Consider the following 17,380-nt stretch of genomic DNA (forward strand, 5'->3'; position numbering starts at 1 on the left):
CTTGCAGGGAAAATGTCAGCGACGCGCAGTGCTTTCCGGCAAGCTGGCCTGCATATAGCCACTTTCAAACCCGGCGGCCTTGGTCAGATCAAACGCCCCACACATGCTGCCGCAAGAGGCTGCCTGCGACGGATTATGCCGTATGGCATAGACTTCAAGACCGCTTCCATAGTCGGGAACCGGCACAAGCATGGCCCTGGCCCGCTGATCCTCTACCGACACCTGAAGCCATGCAATCGCGATGGCAAACAACAAAACAAACAACATTGTCATATTATCAGCACGGATCATTGGTCTGGTCCGGGTACAGTTGGAACAAAAGTCACATGCACAGCAAATGCGCCAGCGTGTGATTTGTTCCCGGTTGACCAAAGAAATCCCGTACGACCTGTTCGTCAGGGCCTGAAGCCCCTGCGCTCAAACTCTTTGAGGCTTGGCAATACTTAGCTTCTCACCTGCAAACGATGGATAACGATAATTGACCGACACGGTGTCCCCACCGGTCGTTTCGATCTCTGTTTTCACGTTTCTGTCGGCCCGAATATCGTCCACACCTGACAGGTGCATTATTCCGATAGTCGTATGCGGTTCGTTGGGCTCGACAAAAACCGCATTCTCTGCATCCCAGAATGGCTTGTGCTGGCATTGCCACATTGCATAGGCAGGCAGGTATTCGGCCTTATATCCTTCAATGTGAATGATCTTTCCCAAAGATAACTGTTCGGCCGGAAACATCTTTCCCTTCATGGCAGCTTCAACAATAACTTCCTGCCAGCGTTTCCAGTGTGGTGCCTTTGCCGCAATCGCGAATGTCGCCGCAGACAGCACATAATGGGGAATCATTTTCTTGGCCGTCGCCCAGCCAAACGCCTTTTTGCCATTGGCGTTATAGAAGCTGCCTATTTTTCGGGGCCATCTTCCAAGCCACGAAATACGGATCGGCTTTGGATAGGATCGATCCGCTCCGTTCGTGATCGCCAGACGGTCGCCTTTCGCCGCGGATCGAATGAACATCTCTACAGATGACCAGTCCTGAACCCAGGTATCACAATCCATCCACAGATATACGTCATATCCGGGGAATATCTCGGGGATGAAGGGGCGGCAAATACACGCCTTGAGGTATTCCTTGCCCTTTGATTTTTCTTCCGAAATGCCTTCGGGCCAATCGGGGATAACGAGCTGGTTCACCAGCGGTGACAGTTCTTCCCTCTGGGATTCAGCCAAACCCGCATCCATCACGCAGATGTCGATATTTCGGTCGACAGAGAATTGCCTGACCGAATGCACCATTTCGATCAACAAAGGAAAATAGTTTTTGTCGGAACCTGAAACGATGGCGATCCGCATGCTTCCCCGCTTAAACAAACCGATAATTTATTTTAAAAACTTACATGAAAATTCAAAAACTTTGTCAACAGACAGGTCCGTCATCAAAGACTTCTGAGATTTCCAGTCGACACCGTCAGCCAAAATCTGATCATAATTGCGATCCGTGCAGACATAAGCTGTCTTATTACCATATGGCGCATAGTTTTCCGGTCGGGATGGACCAAAAAGCCCCACGGTGGGAGAACCGGAAGCCGCCGCCATATGCATCAAGCCGGAATCATTACCGATATAAAGATCTGCCTTCTCCAGACAGGCTTGCACGGTCAATAAATGCTCGGTTCCAAAAACAACAGTTCTGCGATCATCCGCAATGGATGAAATCAGTTCCTGCGCCTTTTCGATTTCAGAAGGCGCCCCAACAAGCAAAACATGCGCATTCGGCAAAGGACCCGTTATAGATGTCAGCCGCCCGACAAGGTCCTGAAAACGATCAATCGGCCACATCTTTCCTCCCCAGTTTGCCGTCGGGCCAACCACAAGAAGCGGCCGCCCGGCAAAAGAGGAAAGAATTTCCTGAGCCCGTTTCACATGTATCGGATCAAGCCAGATTTTGGGATTTAGAGGACGATCAACACCGATCAGACGTGCAAGCTGCTCTACCCGGTGGACGCTGTCATCGTTGCCTTTAAGAACAACCCGCTTCCAGCCCGGCAACACATAAGCCGTCGCACTGCCACGCAGGTCTACAATAATGTCCCACCAGCGAAATGCGACCGATTTCCAGAGCTTCCACCAATGCCCGCCGCGTTTCTGCTTTGGCATTTCGATGAGGCGTTCAAGCCCCGGCACCGCTTCAAAAATCGGGGCGGCGACAGGGCCGCAGGCAACCGTTACCTTGATGCCGGGATAGGTTTCGACATAGTGGCGCAGCACCGATGTCGAAAGAACGGCATCGCCCAGCCGGTTCGAGGTGATGAACAGTAACCGCACGGTTTAAAGTTTCTCCAGCTCGCCAGCGACATTAAGCCATTCACGGCGGCTGTTGCGGGCCGCTTCGGACTGGCTGGCAAAAATCTGCCGGTCGGCCAGCAACTGCATCACCAGATTGCCATAGGCGGTTTCATCGGGAACGATATAGCCGGTCTTGCCATTTTCAACCCGCGCCTTGGCAATGCCGCCATAGGACACAACCGGTGTTGCCGCGGCCAGCGCATCGTAAATCCATTGCCCGACCTGATCATTGCCGTATTTGCCGTGATGCAGAAACGCCCGCGCGGTTGCGATACGTTCGGCCATGTCGGCCTCGGGCATCGGATGGCAGACGCGGACACCCTTGTCGATGTTATCACGCACCATATCGACGAGTTCTTCGGAAACATCGTCATTTTCGCCCGCCATCGCCGAGAACAGGTCGGCAGCATAGATTTCCAGAATGGCACCGGGTACCTTGGGCGCGACATAAGCCGACCAGATGCGAATGATCTGGGCAATGCCGGTTTTGCTGTTGGCGACCGTCACGGCAAGATCTTCGCGGCTCTCGAACGCCCAATGCATGTTTGACGCCATGGCAAAGGCCGGGCACGCCCCCGGTGCGATCACAATCGGGCGTTTGGCGGTATCGCCATCAAACGCCTTGCCCTGATCTTCATGGGGGAAGATCACCTGTGCGCCGGTTTCAAGCAACGCCAGACGCGCCTTATCCGCATTCAGATCGGATGCCATGCCATCAAACCAAAGCCAGCAATCGCTTCCTTCGGGGATTGAGGGATGACGCAGCAATTCCGCATCGCGCCACACCAGAACCCGATCCACCGGGTCGCCACCAAAGGGCGGCATGGCACTGTCAAGCTGTCGCCAGGCAACGCCATGATGATCAAGGTCGATGCCACCATTCCGGCGGGTTTCAACCTTGTGGCCACGGGCAACAAGGGCCTCGGCCAGCGCGATAAATCCGCGTTGGCGCGATCCCAGCGGGCGGGCTTCACGATCCTTGGGATCAAAGCCGATGGAACGGTCGAGCATCAATATTTTCATACATTGCGTTCTATCGGTTCCCGCGCAATTTATGAAGGCTTTTCTTGTGGTGGGTTGCTTTTGCCTTTGCCAAACCACCCCTTGCCAAATCCCGGTCATTGCCCCACATTTCGGCCAACAATTCCGATAAACCGGAGCCATAAGAATTATGAGTGAGACTTTATACGCCCCCCTGCCTGACCGGGCCGTTATCCGGGTCAGCGGGCCTGATCGCGCCAGCTTCCTTCAGGGGCTGGTGTCGAACAATATCGAAAAAATCACGGCTGATCATTCCGGCTATGGCGCGCTTCTGACGCCGCAGGGCAAATTCCTGTTTGATTTTTTTGTCTATCAGCAGGACGAAGACAGCCTTCTGATTGAATGCGAACGTGGCGAAGACGGTGCGCGTGCGGCCGAGCTGTTCAAAAAGCTGCGCATGTATAAATTGCGCGCCAAGGCGGAACTGACCGATGTCACCGAAAGCTATGACGTTGTCGCCGTTTTCGGCGATGGTGCCCTGAGCGCACTTGACCTACCCGATACGCCCGGTGCCACCGCACCGTTTGCCGACGGGATCAGGGCCGTTGATCCACGCCTGTGTGCGATGGGGGCGCGCGTGTTACTGCCCAAAAACGAACTAGCGCAGATGGCGGCCATCGGTGCGACTGAAAGCGATGAAAGCACCTATCATCAGCATCGCGTGCTGCTTGGCCTGCCCAATGGCAGCGAGGAAATGGAAATCGACCGCGCCATCCTGCTTGAAAACGGGTTCGAGGAACTGGGCGGCGTTGATTTCAAAAAGGGCTGCTATATGGGGCAGGAACTGACCGCACGCACCAAATATCGCGGGCTGGTGCGCAAACGCCTGCTGCCGATCACGATCACCGGCCCGGCCCCGGAAATCGGCACCCTGATCATGAATGGCGACAAGGAAGCCGGCACCATCCGCAGCATCCATGGCAATGCGGGCCTTGCCCTGATCCGGCTGGAACGGATCGGCGATGATGCCGAGCTGACGGCGGGGGACGCCAAAATTTCGGTCAAGATCCCCGACTGGGTCAAGTTGCCGGAAACGGCGGCCTGATCCGCCAACGGATAATTTCATCAAAGATAAACGGCGGCAGAAATTCTGCCGCCGTTTGCTTTATCGGTGCGGCTTATCAGCAGCCTTATTTCTTGAGCGCAGCCTGTGCGGCGGCAAGACGGGCAATCGGTACGCGATAGGGCGAACAGGACACGTAATCAAGCCCCTGCGCCTCGCAGAACGCGATGGATGCCGGATCACCGCCATGTTCGCCGCAGATGCCAAGCTTGATGTCAGAACGCGTTTTACGGCCACGTTCCGCGGCAATGCTGACCAGTTCACCGACCCCTTCCTGATCGAGCGATACGAACGGATCACCGGCAAAGATATCCTTGGAAATATAGGTATCCAGGAACCGGGACGCGTCATCACGCGAAAGACCAAAGGTCGTCTGGGTCAGATCGTTGGTCCCGAAGCTGAAAAACTCGGCTTCTTCGGCGATTTCACCAGCCTTAAGTGCCGCACGCGGCAATTCGATCATCGTGCCGACAAGGAATTCGAGCTTGGCCGATTTTTCGGTTTCGACCTCGCCTGCAACCTTGATGATCGCGGCCTTGAGTATTTCGAGCTCTTTCTTGCCGACAATCAGCGGGATCATGATTTCCGGAATGACCGGATCGCCACCATCCTTTGAAACCTCGATCGCGGCTTCAAATATCGCACGCGCCTGCATTTCATAGATTTCCGGATAGCTGATGCCAAGACGGCACCCGCGATGCCCCAGCATCGGGTTGGCCTCTGACAGTTCCAGCAACCGGCGACGCACGACGACCTCTGCCACACCCGCCGCATTGGCGACCTCGGCAATTTCGTTGTCACCATGCGGCAGGAATTCATGCAATGGCGGATCCAGCAGACGGATCGTGACCGGCAGGCCCTTCATGATCCGGAACAGGTCAATAAAGTCCTGGCGCTGATAGGGCAGAAGTTTATCAAGTGCCGCACGACGGCCTTTTTCCGTATCGGCCAGGATCATTTCGCGCATGGAAATGATGCGTGCCGGATCAAAGAACATATGTTCGGTCCGGCAAAGGCCGATCCCCTCGGCGCCAAAGCCACGGGCGGTTGCCGCGTCATCGGGTGTTTCGGCGTTGGTACGGACCTTAAGACGGCGCACACCATCCGCCCATTCCATCAACTGGGAAAAATCACCCGAAAGGTCGGGCTTAAGCGTTGCCACCTCGCCCAGCATGACCTCGCCAGTCGCACCGTCAAGGGTGATGACATCCCCCTCTTTCAGGGTCACACCGCCCGACATCATGGTCTTGTTGGCATAGTCAATCTTGACCTGACCGGCACCGCACACGCACGGCGTCCCCATACCGCGCGCCACCACGGCCGCGTGGCTGGTCATGCCACCGCGCGATGTCAGAATGCCTTCGGCAGCATGCATCCCGGCAATGTCTTCGGGGCTGGTTTCGATGCGCACCAGAATGACCTTCTGACCGCGATTATGCACCCAGTCCTCGGCGACTTCGGCGGAGAAGACAATCTGCCCGGATGCCGCACCGGGCGATGCCGGAAGCCCCATGCCGATTACCTTGCGGTCCGCATCAGGATCAAGTGTCGGGTGCAGCAACTGGTCAAGCTGTGCCGGGTCAACACGGCGAAGAGCGTCTTCGCGCGAGATCACATTGGCCTGACACATTTCAACCGCGATCCGAAGGGCGGCCTTGGCCGTGCGTTTGCCCGCACGGGTCTGGAGCATGTAAAGCTTGCCGGACTCGACGGTGAATTCCATGTCCTGCATGTCGCGATAATGGGCTTCAAGCCTGTCGCGGATATCGCAAAGCTCGCCAAAGACGCCGGGCATGGCTTCTTCCATCGACAAAAGGTCGGAACCGGACTCTTCACGTTCGATTTTGGTCAGCGGTGCCGGGGTACGAATCCCCGCCACAACATCCTCGCCCTGCGCATTGATCAGATATTCGCCGTAGAAACGGTCTTCGCCGGTCGACGGATTGCGCGAGAAGCAGACACCGGTCGCACAATCATCGCCCATATTGCCAAAGACCATGGCCTGAACGTTGACCGCCGTGCCCCAGCTTGCCGGGATGTTGTGCAGGCGACGGTATGTGTTGGCGCGCGCATTCATCCAGCTTCCGAAAACCGCGCCAATCGCGCCCCAAAGCTGTTCGCGCGGGTCCTGCGGGAAGGGACGCCCGAGTTCGGCATCGACCTTTTTCTTAAAGCCCTGAACCACCGCCTGCCAGTCATCGGCACCCATTTCGGTATCAAGGACATAGCCCTTGTCTTCCTTGTGGATTTCAAGGATTTCCTCGAAATGGTAGTGATCGACGCCAAGAACGACATCGCCATACATCTGAATGAAACGGCGATAGCTGTCATACGCAAAACGGCGGTCACCAGAGACCGCCGCCAAACCTTCAACCGTTTCGTCATTCAGGCCCAGATTGAGAACCGTGTCCATCATGCCCGGCATCGAGGCACGTGCGCCGGAACGGACCGACACCAGCAACGGGTCCTTGGGATTGCCGAATTTACGACCGACCAGGGCCTCGACAGCAGCAAGCGACTTTTCGACTTCGGCTTCAAGACCGTCGGGATAGGCACGGTCATTATCATAAAACGCCGTGCAGACTTCGGTCGTGATGGTAAAGCCGGGCGGGACCGGAAGGCCGAGATTGCTCATCTCGGCAAGGTTGGCACCTTTACCGCCCAAAAGCTCGCGCATATCGGAACGTCCTTCGGCGCTACCGCCACCGAAGCCGTAAACCCATTTGGTCATCTTGCCTTTTCCTCATCTGGTCAAGGCGATCCGGCAAATCCGGGGTCCCTGACCCTATTTATGACTCGATCTTCGAGAAATCGGCAATGTCATGCAAGGCAGTGCGAATTTGCGCCAGCAGTTTAAGCCGGTTGGCACGTTCTTCTGCCTTGTCACTATTTACCGTGACCCCTTCGAAGAATGCATCGACCGGTCCGCGCAGATGCGCGAATTCGGCCATAGCCTCGGCATAATTCTCGGCCCGCAGAAGCGGCAAAGCCTTATGCCGGACATTGATGAGCGCCTCATACAGCTTGCGTTCCTCGTCCTGCGTCAGAAGATCGGCGGACACATCCGCATCATAGGATTTTTCATCCTTCTTCTCTTCGATACGCAGGATATTGGACGCGCGCTTGTACCCGGCCATAAGGTTGACGCCGCTTTCACCCGACACAAAATCGGCAAGCGCATCAACACGGGCCAGAAGGCGGACAAGATCGTCCTCGCCATCCAGGGCAAACACGGCAGACACCAGATCATGGCGCACACCCTGTTCACGCAGATGGACTTTCAGGCGGTCGGCAAAGAATGCCAGAAGTTCGTCAACCGCCTCGTCACGACGAATGGAGGCCGGATATTGGGACACGGCAAAGGCAAATGCACGACGCAGCGGTACGCGCAAACCGTTTTCCAGAACCAGCCGGATGACACCCAGTGCCGCACGACGCAGCGCGAACGGGTCTTTTGAACCGGTCGGCTTTTCATCGATGGTAAAGAACCCGGCAAGGGTATCGAGCTTCTCGGCCAAGGCAACAGCCACCGAAACAGGCGCGGTCGGACACATATCCGACGGACCGGCCGGTGCATAATGCTGCGCAATGGCGTTGGCGACTTCGGGGGCTTCGCCGTCATTCTCGGCGTAGTATTTCCCCATCAGTCCCTGAAGTTCGGTAAATTCGAACACCATGTTCGACACCAGATCGGCCTTGGCAATTTCCGCCGCCCGATCGGCAAGTTTGATATCGCAGCCCGGAATGTCGGCTGAAAGTTCGCGTGCCAGTCCGCGCAGACGCAAAACACGTTCCGCCAGCGAGCCAAGCTTGGCATGGAACACGATGTTATCAAGTTTCGGCAGACGCGCTTCGAGCGTCACTTTCCGATCCTGATCCCAGAAGAATTTCGCATCATGCAGGCGTGCGCGCAAAACGCGCTCGTTCCCGGCAATGATCTGCGCGTTGGCATCCAGCGTCACCATGTTCGAAATGGTGATGAAGCGCGCAGCCAGTTTGCCATTGCTGTCTTCGACGACGAAATATTTCTGATGTTCACGCATCGAGGTTTCCAGAACCTCGCGCGGGATATCCATGAACTGGTCATCGACCTTGCCCATGACCGGTACTGGCCATTCAACCAGACCGCAGACTTCCTCAAGCAGCCCGTTATCTTCCAGAAGCGTGAAACCTTCTGATGCCGCAAGCTTGCGCGCACCGTCCAGAATGACCTTCTTGCGTTCTTCGCGGTCCAGCATGACCTTGGCAAAGGCAAGCTTCGCCTTGTATTCGGCAGCATTGGCAACGCTAAAGGTGGCCGGTGCCAGGAACCGGTGGCCGCTTGTGATGTTGCTTGCCGTTACCGGGCCAAAGGATGCCGGGATCACCTTGCCGTCAAACAGGCACAGAATCCGGTCAAGCTGACGCACCCAGCGGACTTTCTGATCGGCCCAGCGCATCGATTTCGGCCAGGGCAGTTTTGCCATGGCGTCTTCGATGATGTCCTTGATGACATCCGCACTGTCGCGGCCCTTCTGTTCGACAATCGCGAACAGGAAAACACCCTTCGGCGTTTCGCGCTTTTCACATTGTTCCAGCGTCACACCATTGCCGGCAAGGAAACCGGCAATCGCCTTTTCCGGGGCATCGGCACGCGGGCCACGGCGTTCTTCGCGAAGGTCCGGCTGTTTATCAGGCAGACCATTGATGATCAGGGTCAGGCGACGCGGTGTTACCAGTGCCTCGACATTATCAAAACCAAGGTCGGCGGCCTTCAGGCCATCGGTGACCAGTTTGGTCAGATCCTCGGAAGCACGCGCCTGCATGCGGGCCGGAATTTCTTCCGAAAACAGTTCAAGCAGCAATTCGGCCATGACTTATGCCTCCTCTTTCAAATGCCCGCGCGAACGAAGCCACGCTTCGCAGCAGGATTTCGACATGTCGCGGACACGGCCGATATAGGCCGCACGTTCGGTGACCGAAATCACGCCCCGCGCATCGAGGAGGTTGAAGATATGGCTGGCTTTCATTGCCTGCTCATAGGCAGGCAGGGCAAGGCCGCGTTCGATATTGACCGCACATTCGGCCTGCGCGTCCTTGAAATGCTGGAACAGCATATCGGTATTGGCGACTTCGAAGTTATAGGTCGACTGTTCCTTTTCATTCTGAAGAAACACATCGCCGTAGCTGACGCCATTGCCGTTATAATCAAGGTCATAGACGTTTTCGACGCCCTGGATATACATCGCCAGACGTTCCAGACCATAGGTCAGCTCGACCGGGACCGGGTCACATTCAAAACCGCCAACCTGCTGGAAATAGGTGAACTGGGTGACTTCCATCCCGTCCAGCCAGACTTCCCAGCCAAGGCCCCACGCGCCCAAAGTCGGGCTTTCCCAGTCGTCTTCGACGAAACGGATATCGTGCGCCATCGGGTCAATGCCCAGATGCGCCAGCGAGCCAAGGTAAAGTTCCTGCGAATTGGCCGGTGACGGCTTCATCAGGACCTGGAACTGGTAATAGTGCTGCAAACGGTTCGGGTTTTCCCCGTAACGACCATCGGTCGGGCGACGGGACGGCTGCACATAGGCCGCATTCCAGCTTTCCGGGCCCAGCGCGCGCAACGTGGTTGCGGTGTGGAAGGTACCGGCACCGACTTCAAGGTCATAGGGCTGCAGGATGACACAACCCTGATCGGCCCAATAGCTTTGAAGTCGAAGAATGATTTCCTGGAATGAAGGGGGACGTTGCGACCCGTCGAGCGCCATTGCGCGAACTCACTATTAAGTTATCGGTAAATTTAGAGCGGCAAGCTACCGCCCCACCCCGTCGGGGTCAAGAACGCAAAAGCCCTGAGTGGGCCTGAATTTAGCGCTTTTTATGACGCCGTGGCGAATCTCATACCGCGTTGCAGCATACAACATCCGTGCAACAACCCGTTTTTCCAAGCGAAATCACGGCCTGTTGGGCGAAAGTCGAAGAAATCAGCAAATGAAAATATGCAGTGCGCGCAACTCAGACTTCGCAAACATGCGCGCTGCCTTCGGCGTGATAGACACCGCATTTCGGGCATTTTTCAAGATCGTGCGCCACAGCTTCCTGTTTCTGCTGTTTGGCTTTTTTGTCATGCCCGGTCTGTTTTGGCTGCTCCTGCCCAGAAACCTGATTCTTGCGGGTAAACAGTTTAAAGCCCTGCCATACCACCACAACGATCAGTGCGGTAAAAAGGATTTTCGATAAACTCAGCATGGCATTTCCCAAAGCATCAAGGTTTCTGCGCCGGAGCGGACCCACGACACACTTTATAGTGCCCTTATATTAAACCAAGCCCGATTTAGAAACCGGGCAATGCAGATGGTGCGCGCAAAAGCGCATCACATTCCGGCAGATAAACCCCGGCCTCGTCATGCAGAACAATCCCGCGTCGCAGGGTAACCGGCGAGGAAACGCCCTTCCGCGCCGAAACAATCACACGTAACGGCGCATCGGCACTGGCCTTGCTCCAGATCGGGTAAATGGTCATGTCGCCCGCCCGGCCATGCAAAAGCCCGATGATCCGGTCGAGATGATCCGCCCGATGCACGATGGTGATCCGGCCCTTCTGGCGTACCATCCGAAGGCAGAAATTGATCCAGTCCTTCAGATCGGCGGTGCCTTCCTGATGCGCCCGCGCCCGGCTTTCATTGGCGGGGCGTGTTCCCCCGGCATAATAGGGCGGGTTTGAAATCACCTGATCAAAACTTTCGGCCACCAGCGGCAAGGACCGGTCATTGATATCGCCATGAACCGGCGTTACCCGGCCAACCAGATCATTTTCGACAATGTTGCGGCAAAACAGCGCATAGAGATCGTCCTGAAGCTCCACCCCGGTCACATCGGCATCCGGCAGACGGCGGGCCACGCATAACCCGGCCGATCCGACAGCCGCCCCGACATCAAGTATTTTCTGATCCCGTCTGGAACTGATCGACACGGACGCGGCCAGCAAAACAGCATCGACCGCCGCCCGATATCCATCCACCGGCTGCTTTAACGTCACCGAACCGCCCAGCAGAAAATCATGGCTGATGCGTTCTTCCGCAAAATCGGGAACATGAAATGCGCTATCGGGTCGGGTCATAAATGTCGTAATTCCTGCAACCTTGCCAATCCCAAAGCCTTGCTAGGCCCGGACCGATTTTCAGTCCTGAACTTCCTCGGCATCGGGATCATGTCGTGCGTTATGCGCATCAAGTTCACGTCTGGCAATATCAAGGATGTATTTGGCCCGGCTTTCTTCCTGGGGATCAACCATCAAACGCCTTGGAAGGGCGCCGATGGATCCTTCGAGAATGCTGGCATGGTAATCAAAAATATGGCTGGCGATGCCTTCGTCGGCGAGAACCGATTGCGCCCAGCTGAGCTCGATCGGGTCGTTGCTGCGAAATAGCTCGATCATGCGATTTATGCGCCCCGGTTGGTTATTGTGTGATTATGCTATCCATATATATGTGTCCGACCGCACATATTCGGGTAAAACTGTCACCAAGGTGGCTATTGTTGCTTGGCTGGCAACCATTTGTCCACTTGACCGTCACCACCCGGCATCTCTATGTTGAGGCCGCCCACTGAAATCAGCGTTACCCGTCCCGGTGGTCGGGGTCAATACGCGAGAAATTGTTTCGGATTACAGCGTGACCAATATCGCAACGCAGCAGACGACCGAACCCAGCCTTGACTCCCTGATACGCCTTGTCGATGCCGACATGAAGCGCGTCAATCAGGTCATCATCGACAACATGCACAGCGAAGTTGCGCTGATCCCGCAATTGGCAAGCCATCTGGTTGCCGCCGGTGGCAAGCGTATGCGCCCGATGCTGACACTGGCATCCGCCCAGCTTTGTGGCTATCAGGGCGGGACATCTGCGGTTGATCTTGCGGCCTGTGTCGAGTTTATCCACACCGCAACGCTTCTGCATGATGATGTTGTTGATGAAAGCCTGCTGCGCCGTGGCCAGGCATCGGCCAATGCCCTGTTTGGTAACGAAGCAAGCGTTCTGGTCGGGGATTTCCTGTTTGCACGTGCCTTTGTCGTGATGGTCAAAAACGGCTCGCTCAAGGTTCTTGATATCCTGGCAAAGGCGTCCGCCGTCATTGCCGAGGGCGAGGTTTTGCAGCTTTCGACCGCCAATGACATGGCGACCAGCGAAGAAGCCTATCTTGAAGTCATCACCGCCAAAACCGCCGCCCTGTTCGGGGCAGCGTCGCAGATCGGTGCAGTGATTGCCAATCGTTCGGCCGAGGATGAAGAAGCCCTTCGTCTTTATGGCATCTATCTTGGCACCGCCTTCCAGCTGATCGACGATGTTCTGGATTATTCCGCCCATCAGGCGACGCTTGGCAAAACCGTTGGCGATGATTTCCGTGACGGCAAGGTCACCCTGCCGGTCATCATTTCCTATGCCAAGGGCGATGACGAGGAAAAGGCCTTCTGGCGGCGTTGCATGGAAGATCAGGAATTCCAGGATGGCGATCTTGATCGCGCACAGGAACTGATCCGCAAATATGACGCGCTTAGCGCATCGATGGACCGTGCGCGTGAATTTGGCCAGCTTGCCATCGACACCCTGACGCGCTTTGACGATGGCGCGATCAAGGATGCGATGATCGAGGCGGTCGAGTTCTGTATTTCACGCCCATACTGATATCGCATGCCGGGGTCCCGGCGGATTGGCGCAAAAAACCCTTGCGTCGGTCCGTATTTGGGATTATCACCCGGCTTCGCAGAATGACGGAGCGTAGCTCAGCCTGGTAGAGCACTGTCTTCGGGAGGCAGGGGTCGGAGGTTCGAATCCTCTCGCTCCGACCATCATTCAAAGGCCCTGAAACGGTTTTCGTTTCGGGGCCTTTTGCGTATTGGCACAAACCGCGCCAAATTCACCCGCAAAGCGATTGATCCCCAGACCACGCAACCGTGAAATCATCTGTCGCGAAACAGTAAAGTTTTTCGCGTCTATCGACCGGTTTATGCTTGATCCAGCCCAGAAGACGGGCTAAATAACCGCCCACTGACGGAGCGTAGCTCAGCCTGGTAGAGCACTGTCTTCGGGAGGCAGGGGTCGGAGGTTCGAATCCTCTCGCTCCGACCATCAGTCGGGAAGTCTTTTTCAAAGGCTTCCCGTTTTCATTTCCGGTCGGTTTTCCGTCCTCAAATCTCCCTGCTGCATGATCTGATGAAAAGTCATCGGGCGATCTGACTTTGCCAGCAGATCAGTCATCGGCACTGCGCCGCAACAGGGTTGCATTACCGTTCGCGGATGCAAAACTTTCCGTCACGCCTTCACGGTACTTTCTTTGCTGGCATCACTGCCCGCTACCCCCGGCATGACCATATGCAGGCAATCGGAAAACAGTCATTCGACCAACCGATTCGCAACCATCGCGCGGGTTGGCGGGCCTTTTTGCTATAACAACTTTAAATGAGAGATATGCAACATACTGAACCCCGTATAAATACGCATTTCCATGCGGAAATTCCGGTTTTTTGAGCGAAATCAAGTCATTTTTGTGCGTTCGCGAAGATATTTTCTTGCGCGGCGGGCGAAACAAACTTGCTCATACTTGCCAAATACGCTTAAGCTTCGCCCTGCAACACAAGGAACGGGAAGATTCCGCCTGTAATAATAAAAGCAAAAGGCGGTACTCGACCCAACGTGGTAATACCAATTTCGGACTTCTTAGGGAGGAAGCTACGAATGAAATTTGCTAATATTTTGAAGTCTGCAACCTGTGTGGCCGTCCTTGCAGCGGCTGCTTTGACGACGGTTGCACCTGATGCGGATGCAGCGGACCGTGTTCGCTGGAAAATGGGTTCGACCTATCCGGGCAGCCTGACCCAGCTTGGCACGCTCGGCAAACGCGTTGATGAAAAAATCGACGAAGTTTCCGGCGGCAACATTCAGATTAAATTCTATGAGCCGGGCGCGCTTGTTCCGGCACTTGAAGTATTTGATGCGGTTTCAACCGGTTCCATCGATGCGGCCTTCTCCACCCCGGGTTACTGGGCGGGCAAGGTTCCGGCATTGCAGCTTTTCGGTGCCGTTCCGTTCGGTCCGCAGGCTGGTGAATATCTGGCATGGGTCAAATTTGGCGGCGGTCAGGAAATCTTTGACAAGCTTTATGCCGAACATGGCATCAAGTCGCTGTTCTGCGGCCTGATCGCACCGGAAGCTTCGGGCTGGTTCTCCAAGGAAATCAACACGGTTGAAGACCTTAAAGGTCTGAAAATGCGCTTCTTTGGCCTTGGCGCGAAAGTCATGGAAAAGCTTGGTGTCTCGACCCAGCTTCTGGCAGGTGGCGATATCTATCCCGCCCTTGAACTCGGCACGATTGATGCGACCGAATTCTCGATGCCGGCCATCGACCTGAAACTCGGCTTCCATCAGGTTGCCAAATACTATTACTTCCCGGGCTGGCATCAGCAATCCACCCTGTTCGATCTGATGATGAACAAGGAAAAGTGGGATGGGCTCGACAAGACCCAGCAGGCCCAGATCGAAGCGGTTTGTAACGACAACCTGGCCTATGGTTTTGCTGAAGGTGAAGCCATCCAGTTCGCAGCCCTTAAGGAACTTAAGGAAAAAGGTGTGAACATCAAAACCTGGTCCCCGGAAATGCTCGATGCAATGCGTGGGGCATGGGAAGAGGTCGCCACTGAACTTTCCGCAGAAGATGCCGCCTTCAAGGAAGCTTACGATAGCCTCCAGTCTTTCCGCGAGAATTACAAAATCTGGAAAGATATCGGATATCTGAAGTGATTTTTCCGGTGTCTGGTACCCAGGGTACTAGATCATAAGAGAAGTCTCGGCAAGGCCGGGTGCCAGACGGCCCCGGCCTTGACCGCGATCAAGAAAAGACCCGGGAGGCTTTTTAATGGAAGCGCTACTAAAACTGAGTGACGGCATTGATGCCCTTGTTTCCCGTATCGGGAAATGGGCTGCCCTGCTCGCAGTTCCGCTGATGCTGACGATCATGTATGACGTGATCCAGCGCAAATTTGGCGGCCAGGGATCCATCAAATTGCAGGAACTGGAATGGCATCTCCATACCGGCCTGTTTATGCTGTGTTTCGGTTTTGCCTATATCCGCGATGCGCATGTCCGTATCGAACTCATCCGTGACAATCTGCGTCCGCGCACACGCGCCATCATCGAAATGATCGGGGCGATCATCTGCATTCTGCCGTTTTGCGCGCTGGTGCTTTATTTCGGTTTTGATTTTGTTCTTCGCTCTTACGAAACCCACGAAGTTTCGGCCGCAACCACCGGCCTTACGCATCGCTGGATCATCAAATCAACCATCCCCGTCGGCTTCGGCCTTCTCGCCATGGCCGGTCTTTCGGTCTTCCTGAAATGCTATGTCTTTGTGTTCGGACCAAGCAACCTGCGCAATCGCGCCGGTTATTACGTCGGCACACATCATGCTGATCTTGGCGACGCTGCCGCCAAGCTCGAAGACTGATCGCGGAACGGGGATAATTCCAAATGGAAAACTTCTATATCGAAGACTGGTTTCCGCTGATCATGTTTGCCTCGTTGGGCATTCTGGTCTTTTCGGGGCTGCCGGTCGCTTTTGTCATTTCGGGCATCGGGATCGCCTTTGGCTTCCTTGGCATGGCCTATGACGTCTTTTCATTCGTTGAATTCTTCAACATCGTATCGCGCATCTGGGGTGGCATCGCCGAAAACATGGTGATGGTTGCCGTGCCGATGTTCATCTATATGGGCACGATGCTGGAAAAAAGCGGTGTTGCCGAAGACCTGCTTGAATGTCTTAACGTGCTGATGCGCAAGGTTCCCGGCGGTCTGGCGCTGTCGGTTACGCTGATGGGCACGATCATGGCCGCCACCACCGGCATTATCGGTGCGTCGGTCGTGATGATGACCCTGCTGGCCCTGCCGGTCATGATGCGCCGCAATTACGATCCGTCGCTTGCGACCGGGACGATTGCGGCATCGGGCACGCTCGGCATTCTGATCCCGCCAAGCATCATGCTGGTTCTGATGTCTGACCTGATGTCGGTTTCTGTTGGCAACCTGTTTCTGGCGGCCATCATTCCGGGGCTTCTGCTGGCATCGCTCTATACCATTTACATCTTTGTCCGCTGCCAGCTCCAGCCCCATCTTGCCCCGCCGCTGCCCGACGCCGAAGCCGTGCATGGCACCGACATGGTGCGCATGATGCTGCGCAGCTTCATCCCGCCGGTTTTCCTGATTGTGCTGGTTCTCGGCTCGATCTTTGCCGGTTTTGCCACCCCGACCGAGGCCGCAGGTGTTGGCGCGCTTGGTGCCACTTTCCTGGCACTGGTCAAGGGCCGTCTGAAATGGGATGTGCTTAAAGACGTCTGTGAACGATCGGCCCTGACCGGGGCGATGCTGTTCTTCCTGTTTGCCGGTGCGACGGTCTTCTCCTATGTGTTCCGGTCACTGGGCGGGGATGATCTGGTCATTGATCTGGTTGACAGTGCGGGCCTTGGGGCATGGGGCGTTCTGTTCCTGCTGATGCTGATTGTCTTTGTGCTTGGCTTCTTCTTCGACTGGGTGGAAATCACCCTGATCGTTTTGCCAATCTTCGCACCGGTCATTGCCCAGCTTGATTTCGGTGACCATCTTTCCGTTGCGGGGGTCGGGCCAACCGAAACACAGGTTCTGACATGGTTTGCCGTCATGGTTGCGGTGAACCTGCAAACCAGCTTCCTGACACCGCCATTCGGGTTTGCCCTGTTCTATCTCAAGGGCGTCGCGCCAAAATCGATTTCCATCCAGCAGATTTACAAGGGCATCATTCCCTTTGTGATCCTGCAGGTGATCGGGCTGTTGCTGGTGATGTATTTCCCGGAACTGGCACTTTGGATGCCCAATACCCTGCTTGAATAGGGGCATGCCCCTGACACATCAAAGGCGCCGTGCAAACGGC

The 17,380-nt window shown here is 55.6% G+C and carries 15 protein-coding genes and 2 tRNA genes; 7 read left to right on the forward strand and 10 right to left on the reverse strand.

What is annotated here, in order from left to right; translation table 11 throughout:
* Positions 1-15 precede the first annotated feature (15 nt).
* The 4 genes from J7395_RS00785 to J7395_RS00800 all read right to left on the reverse strand — a co-directional run bounded on the left by J7395_RS00785 (position 16) and on the right by J7395_RS00800 (position 3,354).
* The gene (locus tag J7395_RS00785) at positions 16-291 is read right to left on the reverse strand and encodes a hypothetical protein (protein WP_062958414.1); all 276 of its coding nucleotides are present in this window, start codon (positions 289-291) and stop codon (positions 16-18) included.
* A gap of 126 nt (positions 292-417) precedes the next feature.
* Positions 418-1,350 carry a glycosyltransferase gene (locus J7395_RS00790; protein ID WP_209220231.1) on the reverse strand — a complete coding sequence of 311 codons (933 nt, stop codon included), beginning with the start codon at positions 1,348-1,350 and terminating at the stop codon, positions 418-420.
* 27 nt (positions 1,351-1,377) lie between these two features.
* Positions 1,378-2,322 carry a glycosyltransferase family 9 protein gene (locus tag J7395_RS00795; RefSeq protein WP_209220232.1) on the reverse strand — a complete coding sequence of 315 codons (945 nt, stop codon included), beginning with the start codon at positions 2,320-2,322 and terminating at the stop codon, positions 1,378-1,380.
* Between the two features lie 3 nt (positions 2,323-2,325).
* The gene (locus J7395_RS00800) at positions 2,326-3,354 is read right to left on the reverse strand and encodes a glycosyltransferase (RefSeq protein WP_247741915.1); all 1,029 of its coding nucleotides are present in this window, start codon (positions 3,352-3,354) and stop codon (positions 2,326-2,328) included.
* 160 nt (positions 3,355-3,514) lie between these two features.
* Between J7395_RS00800 and J7395_RS00805 the strand changes: the two genes are divergently transcribed.
* Positions 3,515-4,429, forward strand: coding sequence for a folate-binding protein YgfZ (locus tag J7395_RS00805; protein ID WP_209220234.1), 915 nt, complete (start codon positions 3,515-3,517; stop codon positions 4,427-4,429).
* Between the two features lie 85 nt (positions 4,430-4,514).
* Here the strand turns inward: J7395_RS00805 and ppdK are convergent, their stop codons facing one another.
* The 6 genes from ppdK to J7395_RS00835 form a co-directional block, all read right to left on the reverse strand.
* Positions 4,515-7,178, reverse strand: a complete 2,664-nt coding sequence (gene ppdK, locus J7395_RS00810) for a pyruvate, phosphate dikinase (protein WP_209220235.1) — start codon at positions 7,176-7,178, stop codon at positions 4,515-4,517.
* A 58-nt stretch (positions 7,179-7,236) separates the two neighbouring features.
* Positions 7,237-9,300, reverse strand: coding sequence for a glycine--tRNA ligase subunit beta (gene glyS, locus J7395_RS00815; protein ID WP_209220236.1), 2,064 nt, complete (start codon positions 9,298-9,300; stop codon positions 7,237-7,239).
* A gap of 3 nt (positions 9,301-9,303) precedes the next feature.
* Positions 9,304-10,194 carry a glycine--tRNA ligase subunit alpha gene (locus J7395_RS00820; protein WP_007092414.1) on the reverse strand — a complete coding sequence of 297 codons (891 nt, stop codon included), beginning with the start codon at positions 10,192-10,194 and terminating at the stop codon, positions 9,304-9,306.
* Positions 10,195-10,441: 247 nt separating this feature from the next.
* Positions 10,442-10,675 (reverse strand): hypothetical protein, encoded by a 234-nt coding sequence (locus tag J7395_RS00825; RefSeq protein WP_062953298.1) that lies wholly within the window; start codon positions 10,673-10,675, stop codon positions 10,442-10,444.
* Positions 10,676-10,760: 85 nt separating this feature from the next.
* A complete protein-coding gene (locus tag J7395_RS00830) occupies positions 10,761-11,546 on the reverse strand; it encodes a methyltransferase (protein ID WP_062953297.1) in 786 nt (261 codons plus the stop codon).
* Positions 11,547-11,606: 60 nt separating this feature from the next.
* Positions 11,607-11,864 carry a DUF2007 domain-containing protein gene (locus tag J7395_RS00835; protein WP_062953296.1) on the reverse strand — a complete coding sequence of 86 codons (258 nt, stop codon included), beginning with the start codon at positions 11,862-11,864 and terminating at the stop codon, positions 11,607-11,609.
* A 235-nt stretch (positions 11,865-12,099) separates the two neighbouring features.
* On the opposite strand from J7395_RS00835, the gene J7395_RS00840 reads away from it, so the two are divergent.
* The 6 genes from J7395_RS00840 to J7395_RS00865 all read left to right on the forward strand — a co-directional run bounded on the left by J7395_RS00840 (position 12,100) and on the right by J7395_RS00865 (position 17,340).
* Positions 12,100-13,110: a polyprenyl synthetase family protein gene (locus J7395_RS00840; RefSeq protein WP_062958479.1), complete on the forward strand. Its 1,011-nt coding sequence runs from the start codon at positions 12,100-12,102 to the stop codon at positions 13,108-13,110.
* 87 nt (positions 13,111-13,197) lie between these two features.
* Positions 13,198-13,274: transfer RNA gene (locus J7395_RS00845), tRNA-Pro, on the forward strand.
* A 203-nt stretch (positions 13,275-13,477) separates the two neighbouring features.
* Positions 13,478-13,554: transfer RNA gene (locus J7395_RS00850), tRNA-Pro, on the forward strand.
* A 606-nt stretch (positions 13,555-14,160) separates the two neighbouring features.
* Positions 14,161-15,222 carry a TRAP transporter substrate-binding protein gene (locus tag J7395_RS00855; RefSeq protein WP_097053104.1) on the forward strand — a complete coding sequence of 354 codons (1,062 nt, stop codon included), beginning with the start codon at positions 14,161-14,163 and terminating at the stop codon, positions 15,220-15,222.
* Positions 15,223-15,337: 115 nt separating this feature from the next.
* Entirely contained in the window at positions 15,338-15,925 is a 588-nt protein-coding gene (locus J7395_RS00860; RefSeq protein WP_062953293.1) for a TRAP transporter small permease subunit, read from the forward strand.
* Positions 15,926-15,948: 23 nt separating this feature from the next.
* Positions 15,949-17,340 carry a TRAP transporter large permease subunit gene (locus tag J7395_RS00865; protein ID WP_062953292.1) on the forward strand — a complete coding sequence of 464 codons (1,392 nt, stop codon included), beginning with the start codon at positions 15,949-15,951 and terminating at the stop codon, positions 17,338-17,340.
* Positions 17,341-17,380 lie beyond the last annotated feature (40 nt).

This window comes from Thalassospira sp. A3_1, from assembly GCF_017744215.1.
GTDB classification, from domain to species: Bacteria; Pseudomonadota; Alphaproteobacteria; order Rhodospirillales; family Thalassospiraceae; genus Thalassospira; species Thalassospira lucentensis_A.

Coding starts and splice junctions, on each gene's coding strand:
- J7395_RS00785 (WP_062958414.1), bottom strand. CDS start 291: ATGATCCGTGCTGATAATATGACAATGTTGTTTGTTTTGTTGTTTGCC.
- J7395_RS00790 (WP_209220231.1), bottom strand. CDS start 1,350: ATGCGGATCGCCATCGTTTCAGGTTCCGACAAAAACTATTTTCCTTTG.
- J7395_RS00800 (WP_247741915.1), bottom strand. CDS start 3,354: ATGCTCGACCGTTCCATCGGCTTTGATCCCAAGGATCGTGAAGCCCGC.
- J7395_RS00805 (WP_209220234.1), top strand. CDS start 3,515: ATGAGTGAGACTTTATACGCCCCCCTGCCTGACCGGGCCGTTATCCGG.
- ppdK (WP_209220235.1), bottom strand. CDS start 7,178: ATGACCAAATGGGTTTACGGCTTCGGTGGCGGTAGCGCCGAAGGACGT.
- glyS (WP_209220236.1), bottom strand. CDS start 9,300: ATGGCCGAATTGCTGCTTGAACTGTTTTCGGAAGAAATTCCGGCCCGC.
- J7395_RS00820 (WP_007092414.1), bottom strand. CDS start 10,194: ATGGCGCTCGACGGGTCGCAACGTCCCCCTTCATTCCAGGAAATCATT.
- J7395_RS00825 (WP_062953298.1), bottom strand. CDS start 10,675: ATGCTGAGTTTATCGAAAATCCTTTTTACCGCACTGATCGTTGTGGTG.
- J7395_RS00830 (WP_062953297.1), bottom strand. CDS start 11,546: ATGACCCGACCCGATAGCGCATTTCATGTTCCCGATTTTGCGGAAGAA.
- J7395_RS00835 (WP_062953296.1), bottom strand. CDS start 11,864: ATGATCGAGCTATTTCGCAGCAACGACCCGATCGAGCTCAGCTGGGCG.
- J7395_RS00855 (WP_097053104.1), top strand. CDS start 14,161: ATGAAATTTGCTAATATTTTGAAGTCTGCAACCTGTGTGGCCGTCCTT.
- J7395_RS00860 (WP_062953293.1), top strand. CDS start 15,338: ATGGAAGCGCTACTAAAACTGAGTGACGGCATTGATGCCCTTGTTTCC.
- J7395_RS00865 (WP_062953292.1), top strand. CDS start 15,949: ATGGAAAACTTCTATATCGAAGACTGGTTTCCGCTGATCATGTTTGCC.